Origin of the sequence: Paracidovorax sp. MALMAid1276, from assembly GCF_049198005.1 — a bacterium.
Lineage (GTDB): Bacteria > Pseudomonadota > Gammaproteobacteria > Burkholderiales > Burkholderiaceae_C > Acidovorax.
Genome location: NZ_JBMIRS010000046.1, coordinates 1 through 6,704, shown reverse-complemented (window position 1 = coordinate 6,704; position 6,704 = coordinate 1). Strand labels below are relative to the sequence as shown.

At 68.6% G+C, this 6,704-nt stretch carries 6 protein-coding genes; all 6 read right to left on the bottom strand.

Annotated features, from left to right (window positions below; translation table 11 throughout):
- Positions 1-131 precede the first annotated feature (131 nt).
- Positions 132-1,871 (bottom strand): PepSY-associated TM helix domain-containing protein, encoded by a 1,740-nt coding sequence (locus tag ACOQFS_RS02855; RefSeq protein ID WP_421561462.1) that lies wholly within the window; start codon positions 1,869-1,871, stop codon positions 132-134.
- Positions 1,868-2,176, bottom strand: a complete 309-nt coding sequence (locus ACOQFS_RS02850; RefSeq protein ID WP_421561461.1) for a DUF3649 domain-containing protein — start codon at positions 2,174-2,176, stop codon at positions 1,868-1,870. The genes ACOQFS_RS02855 and ACOQFS_RS02850 overlap by 4 nt, the downstream gene beginning before the upstream one ends.
- 331 nt (positions 2,177-2,507) lie before the next feature.
- The gene (locus ACOQFS_RS02845) at positions 2,508-3,077 is read right to left on the bottom strand and encodes a HEAT repeat domain-containing protein (protein ID WP_421561460.1); all 570 of its coding nucleotides are present in this window, start codon (positions 3,075-3,077) and stop codon (positions 2,508-2,510) included.
- Entirely contained in the window at positions 3,052-3,690 is a 639-nt protein-coding gene (locus ACOQFS_RS02840) for a hypothetical protein (protein ID WP_421561459.1), read from the bottom strand. Before ACOQFS_RS02840 ends, ACOQFS_RS02845 begins: the two co-directional genes overlap by 26 nt.
- Positions 3,691-3,892: 202 nt before the next feature.
- The gene (bfr, locus tag ACOQFS_RS02835) at positions 3,893-4,372 is read right to left on the bottom strand and encodes a bacterioferritin (protein ID WP_421561458.1); all 480 of its coding nucleotides are present in this window, start codon (positions 4,370-4,372) and stop codon (positions 3,893-3,895) included.
- Between the two features lie 218 nt (positions 4,373-4,590).
- Positions 4,591-6,321 carry a hypothetical protein gene (locus ACOQFS_RS02830; protein WP_421561457.1) on the bottom strand — a complete coding sequence of 577 codons (1,731 nt, stop codon included), beginning with the start codon at positions 6,319-6,321 and terminating at the stop codon, positions 4,591-4,593.
- Positions 6,322-6,704 lie beyond the last annotated feature (383 nt).

Genomic DNA, 6,704 nt, shown 5'->3' with positions numbered 1-6,704 from the left:
ACCTCCACCAGCGAATCCCATCAGGGACCGTGGCCCCGGCCACAGTAAGTCCGAATATACGGGTGCAATCTTTACCTTCTTGGCAGCAGTGAGTGAGGGCTTGGCTTATTCGGGGCGTCCATATAAGGCTCTTAGACGCTGAGGCCTTCGGGGCCCAGCCCGAAGGGCGCGGGACGGCGCGGGGCAACGGGGCGCAGCCGCCACGCCAGCACGCCCAGCACAGCGCCTGTGGCGGCAAAGGCTAGGTCCATGCCGGCCCAGGCCCACTCGCCTGCGGGCAGTGTGGCACCCAGGTGCGCGTGGGTGGTCAGCGCATTCAGCACGGGCAGGGTGGCCCACACGGCGGCGGCCGCGGCCATCACCACGCACCATCCAAGGCGGCCGGGCCGCAGCAGCATGCAGCTGCCCAGGCCCCACAGCAGGGCCAGGCCCCAGGCGCTGAAAAAGCAGGCCAACTCCGCGTCGGGCCGGCCCGGCAGGTCCAGCGGCAGCAGCCGGTTGGACGCGAGGTACACCCCGCAGGCCAGCGGCAGGCCGCCCAGCGTGGCGATGTTGATGGCGCTCACCAACCGCTCCCCCCAGGGAATGCGATGGTGCGCGGTGGCTTCGGCCGCGTGAGCGGCGCTGCCCGTTGCCGATGCGCGCCGCGATGCGCCTTGCGCGTTTTGGGTTCGGCCCCGCGTGCTGCGCTTGACCGACCACAGCACCATGCCTGTGGCAATCATCAGGCTGCCCAGCAGGCCGAAGCCGAACAACACCCAGCGCATGCCCGGCCCTGCAAAGCGCGCCATATGCAGGCCATACAGCACGCCGTAGGTCTTGAGCGCGGGCGTGGTGGCGTCAGGCTGCTCCAGCAGCTGGCCGGTGGCGCCGTCGAACAGCAAGCGTGGCGGCCGGTACTGCAGGCGGTCGCCCTCATGGCGGATCGCCTCGACCACCATGCGGCCGTGCGCGTCGCGCCGGGCCTGCAGGCCGCCCAGGCGGCCGCCGTCCCAGTGGGCGACCGAAGCGTCCACCAAAGGCTGCAGCGTGATGCGGGGCAACGGCGCCACCGCCTCGCGCGGGCCCCGGCGGGGGCGGCTCTCGGGTTTTTCGCCCTGCAGGTCGGCAAAGTAGGCGGCGGAATCAACGCCCTTCTCACCCCGGTAGGCCGTGGCGATGCCGGCCGGCATGTACAGGGAGTGAAAGATCATCAGCCCGCTGAAGGTGATCATCAGATAGAACGGCAGCACCAGCACGCCGCTCACGTTGTGCGCATCCAGCCAGGCGCGCTGGCCGCCCTTGCCGGGGCGGAATGTGAAGAAGTCCTTGAAGAACCGCCGGTGCGTGACGATGCCCGTGAGCAGCGCAATGAACATCAGCAGCGTGGCCGCCCCCACCACCCAGCGCCCTTCCAGCGTGAAGCGGCCCTTCTGCGCGGTGCGCAGCTCGAAGTGGAAGCGGTAGAAGAACTCGCCCCCCATGGTCTCGCGCGGGCGGAGCACCTCGCCGGTGTGCGGGTCCATGCGCAGGGTTTCGAAACGGCCATTGCCCGTTCCGCGCCACAGCAGGGTCACGGCGGGTTCGCGCGCATCGGGCAGCCGCAGGATCCACTGCGTCACGTCGGGATGCTGCCGGTGCAGCGCGTCCACCGCCTTCTGGGCCACCTGCGCCGCGTCGGAGGCGGACGTGGCCGCCAAGCCGTGCATCTCGGGCCGCATCCACTGGTTGAATTCGTACCGGAAGAACGACAGCGTGCCGGTGAGAAAAATGGCAAACAGCAGCCACCCCAGCACCAGCCCTGCCCAGGTGTGCAGCCAGGACATGGCCTGGCGAAAGCCCTCCCGATCGCGCGGGCCGTTTTTTTGCCGGGTGTCGGATGCGCGGCTCATGCCGCAGCTCCCAGCCAGCGCGGCGCCATCGCACAGGCACCCAGCACCGCGGCCGGCCCCAGCGTGCCCAGCCAGGCGCCCCAGGCGGTGCGCGCGTAGAACACCCAGGCAACGGCCAGCGCATACACCAGCCACGACAGCAGGGTGGCGACCATCACCGCCTCGGCACGCGGCATGGCGCGTGCCAGTGCCAGCGACACCGCGCCTGCCCAGCCTGCCGCCATGGCATAGCCCCCCACCGCGCCCGCCACCGCGCGCGAAGCCACCGCCAGCCGGTAGCGCCAGTCCACGCGCGCGGCCCTCATGGGTGCACCCACCCCGCCGCGCATGGGCGCGCAGCACCCGGCCCCAAGGCCGGCGCCGCGCGGCAGCACAAGGCTCCGGCACGGGGGAATACACAGGGGGCAGCACAGCGCAGCATGGGAAGCGGCTCCAGAACAAAATGGCTCAGAGCGCTGGCTGAAACGCGGCGAAGGCGCTTGCTGGCTGGCGTCAGGTTAGGAATGCGAGGGCGGGGTGGTTCGCCGCTGGCACACGGGCCGGCATTGTACGTTGGTTGAGAAGCATTCTCATTGGTGCGGTCGAAAATCTGCGAGGCGCCAACGGCAGCGCCACCCACGCCCGGGGTGCCTCAGCTCACGGGGCCTTGCCCTGGATCTGCTGCATGGCCAGCGCGATGGCTTCCAGCATCAGTTTGGGGTGTGCGGGGGTGCCGCGTGCGCGGTCGAAATGGGGCGAGCTCATGTCCTTCGTGCGCACCTCGGCCTCCAAGGCCTCCAGCGCCGGCAGGGCCTGGCGGGACCGCAGCGTGCCGAGCACATGGACGATGTGGAACTGCACGGCCGGATCCTCGGACTGGAGCCGGCCCGCCAGCAGGGGCACCGAGCCGGTGCTGTGGATGCGGCCCAGCGCCTCGATGGCGCTGATCCGGGCCAGGAGGAAATCGTGCGTGAGCAGGGCCTCGAACCGCGGCGCCAGTGCAGCGTCGCGCGTATCCAGCATGTCGCGCAGGCCGGCACCGGCCATGTTCACCACCCGGCCATCCCGGTGGTTCAGCAACGCCAGCAGTGCGGGAATGTGCGCGCGCGCTTTCAGCTGGCCCAGCTGGAAGCAGGCCTGGCCGACCACGTCCGGGTCGGTGTGCGACAGGTAGACCGCAATGCGGTTTTCCTTGTCGCTGTCACCGGACTGCGCCCACTCGGCCATCTGGGCGCCCAGCCGGCGGGCCTCTGCGCTGGGCTGCGGGTGCGACCGCCTCTCCGAGCAGCCACCCAGGGTGATTGCCAGCGTCAGTGCCAACGCCAGCGCCCATGTGCCGCGCAGGTGAAGCGACTTCAAGCAGCACCTCGGCCTGTTCGCAGAGCCTGCGCACCAGCGTGGGAATCCGGTCCCAATCGTCCCGGTACGGGTTGGGCACGGCGTCGTAGGCGGCCTGCACCCTGGCATGGTCGTGCGGCGTGTGCATCCGTTGCGCCAGCATGGCGCGCAGTGCAGCAGCCTCTTCGCGCATGTCCATGGATTCGTAGCTGCTGGCCGCCGCCTCTACGCAGGCCGCTCCAGCGTTGTCGGTGCCGGTCACGAAACCTCCGCCGGCGCGGCTTTGCTCCCACAGGAAGATGGAGTGCACGATGCGATAGCCCGCGGGCAGCAGGCCCAGCCACTGCTCCGCGTTTTCGACATCCAGTTCCGTGGCCAGTTGGTACATGCCTTCTTCCGCCGTGCCTTCGCTGTCGCACCGCCAGAAAGGATGAATGTCCGAACCCGCCGCTTCGGAGGCGGCCTGGACATGCGGGGCGACAGATTCAGGGATGCGCGGCATAGGTTGGGCGTGCTGACCGTGGAGGGCAGGGGTGAGGCGTGCCATCGTACGGTCTCTGGGCGCAACTGAGCGAGCGAATGACGCGCCGAAGGTATCCAAACGCAACCTGGGCAGACGCTGGCCGGGCGCCTGCGGCGGGCACAAAAAAACGGGCCGCAGCCCGTTTGTTGTACCGAGAAGCAGGACATCGCCTGCGCAAGGTTCAGGAGTCCGTCTCGCCCATCTGCGACTGCAGGTAGTTCTGCAGACCCACCTTGCCGATCAGGTCGATCTGGGTTTCGAGAAAGTCGATGTGCTCTTCGGTGTCGTCCAGGATCTTCTGCAGCAGTTCGCGCGAGACATAGTCGCGCACGGTTTCGCAGTGGGCGATGCCGGCCTTGATGGTGGCCTGGGCGCCCTGTTCGGAGCGCAGGTCGCAGGCGAGGATCTCGGGCACGTCTTCACCCACCTGGAGTTTGGCCAGATCCTGCAGGTTGGGCAGGCCGTCCAGCGTGAAGATGCGGTCCATGAGCCAGTCGGCGTGCTTCATCTCGCCGATGGACTCGTCATATTCCTTCTTGGCCAGCTTGTCGAAGCCCCAGTGCTTGAGCATGCGGTAGTGCAGGAAGTACTGGTTGATGGCTGTCAGCTCGTTCTTGAGCTGGGCTTGCAGGTGTTCGATGACCTGTGGGTCGCCTTTCATGGGGTGTCCTTCCGTGCGGATTCGTTGTTGGTGTGGTGGGGCCGGGCTCACGATTGTCGTGATGCCGGGCACCCGCCGCAAGGCTAACCCATGAAGAATCGTTCTGGCTGCGTGTGATGCTGAGTTGTGTTCGCATTTGCCTGCGATGGTGCACGGCCCGGCGTCCCGGCGCGACGCCTGCATCTGCACGGGCCGCCGCGCGGCCCGTGGCCCTGGTGTCAGGGCAGGAAGATGGCGATTTCCTTTTCGGCCCCGGTGGCGTTGGCACGGCACACGGCATACACCGTCTGCGCACGCGGGTGGCCCAGAACCAGGGCCTTGGTATGGGTCAGGCCGCTGGCGCTGGCGGGGATGCTGTCATACAGCGCCCCCCAGGAGCCGCCCGACGACCAGGTGGCCCGGCAGGCTGCCGCCTGGCTGGTGGCCAGCGTGTAGCTGGCGTTGTAGCCGCGGTGTGTGACGGCACTCACGGTGATGGACAAGGGCGCCGCAGGGGGTGGTGCGGGGGGCGGCGGAGGAGGCGGTGGGGGTGGCGGCGGTGGTGGCGGTGGTGGCGGTGCCGGGGTGTCTGCCGGCCGCAGCACGCCGGCCGGTATCTGGACCAGGTACGCGTCCACATCGATAGCGCTGCCGGTACCCCAGTTCGAGTTGAACAGCACCTTGGTGAAATCGCGATTCACCGAGGCGTGGGGCTCGGTCCAGTAGCCGTTGGACGCGGTGCGGCTGAAGGCCAGGTGGTAGATCTGCGGGCTGGCCTGCAACTGCACGGCCATGAGCTTGCGGTGAAACCACTGGCGCGGGCCCGTGTCGGCATAGGAGCTCATCAGCACCCAGCCGGGCCGGTCGAACGCCTTGCCCGAGATGTGCAGGGCCGTGGCCGACCCATTCGCGTAGCTGTTGAGCAGCACGGTGCGCACGCCGGTGCGCAGGTTCACCATGAAGATCTCGCCCGCATTGGACTGGTAGTCGACCGACACATACACGTCATCGCCCTGCGCATCCACGGCCAGGTCCGAGTGTTCGGACTTGTGCAGCAGCTTGCGCTGCTGGCTGAAGTCGCGCGAATACGCCACGGTGCCGCGGGGCCCGTCGCCAGACACCACGCAGTGGGCGCCGCTCGCGCTCATGCTCACGTGGTCCGGGCGCTCCCCGTGGGTGGGCAGCGCGCCCAGCACCGTGTCGGTGTCGCGGTCCCAGGTGATCACGCCCAGGCTGTTCCACTGCGCATCGTCCACCATCAGGCACCAATAGCGGCCGTCGCGGGAGGGCGAGCCCTCCGAGCGCGTCCAGGCAGCCTGGGCGCCGGGCCAGCGCGCCCTGAGCCGCGCCGAAAGGTCTCCCACCACGCGGCTTGCACCGGTCGCGGTGTTCAGCTCGCGGACCTGCATGCCCACGCCATTGGTGGGCAGGTAGTACAGCAGGTCGGGGTTCGTGGGGTGCCACTGCGGTTCGGCGTCGGCGGCCAGGTACGGCAGCACCTTGATGCGGGCGTGGGTCTGCGCGTCATACAGGTGCCAGTGGCCGTCCAGCGCATAGGCCAGGTGGCGGCTGCTGTCGGCGTTGAAGGCCTGGCGGCGCGAATAGTCGTTGCGCGCGAAGCCCGACGCGCCATCGCTGGCGTGGGCGGTGGCCCGGGTCAGGCAGGTCTGGTAGGTGGGCTCGGCCAGCACGGTGCCCTTGCCAGGCTTGTCGAGCGCGGGCACTGCGTCTACCGTGCGCGAGGCATTCAGCGCGAAGCCCGGGCGGGCGGCGTAAAAGTCGCGGCAGCCGGGGCTCAGCCCCGCAAGCTGGTCGGCGTCTGAAGCGCGCACCTGGCCGCTGCTCGCGCCCGGCGCACTGTCACCACTGCCGCCGCAGCCCAGCGTCAGGGCCGCTGCCGCCATGCCGCACGCCGCCGTGGCCGCCGCCATCGGACGGGTCAGTGCCCGTGTGTGTGGAATCCACCCCATTGAAAACCTCCCTGGATGTGGTGCCGCAGGGGCACGCCTTGGTGTTGAACGCCGTGGAGCCCGCGCGATCTGAACTGCGAGGCCCATCGCAAGTGCGTGCCAACGGTTGCCGACAGGCCGCGCGAGCCTAAGCGCGGGGGCGCGGGAGGTGTTTGACCAAATGTAAGAGCCTGCGCAAAGTATTTTTTGTCAAGCGTCGCGCGGGCGCCGGACGTCGCAACACCTTGTTACGACTCGGGCCTGCGGCCTTTAGAGCCATCCCTTTCAAGGTCTTTTTCCCTCGGCCTGTTTGAGGACGCGTGCGGTGGACACATGGGAGCGTGCGATGGACCCATCGACGTAGCCCTTGGCCTGCGCGTCCTTTGGCTTGCGCTTGGAGGTGG

Coding starts and splice junctions, on each gene's coding strand:
- ACOQFS_RS02855 (WP_421561462.1), bottom strand. CDS start 1,871: ATGAGCCGCGCATCCGACACCCGGCAAAAAAACGGCCCGCGCGATCGG.
- bfr (WP_421561458.1), bottom strand. CDS start 4,372: ATGAAAGGCGACCCACAGGTCATCGAACACCTGCAAGCCCAGCTCAAG.
- ACOQFS_RS02830 (WP_421561457.1), bottom strand. CDS start 6,321: ATGGGGTGGATTCCACACACACGGGCACTGACCCGTCCGATGGCGGCG.
- ACOQFS_RS02845 (WP_421561460.1), bottom strand. CDS start 3,077: ATGGCCGAGTGGGCGCAGTCCGGTGACAGCGACAAGGAAAACCGCATT.
- ACOQFS_RS02840 (WP_421561459.1), bottom strand. CDS start 3,690: ATGCCGCGCATCCCTGAATCTGTCGCCCCGCATGTCCAGGCCGCCTCC.
- ACOQFS_RS02850 (WP_421561461.1), bottom strand. CDS start 2,176: ATGAGGGCCGCGCGCGTGGACTGGCGCTACCGGCTGGCGGTGGCTTCG.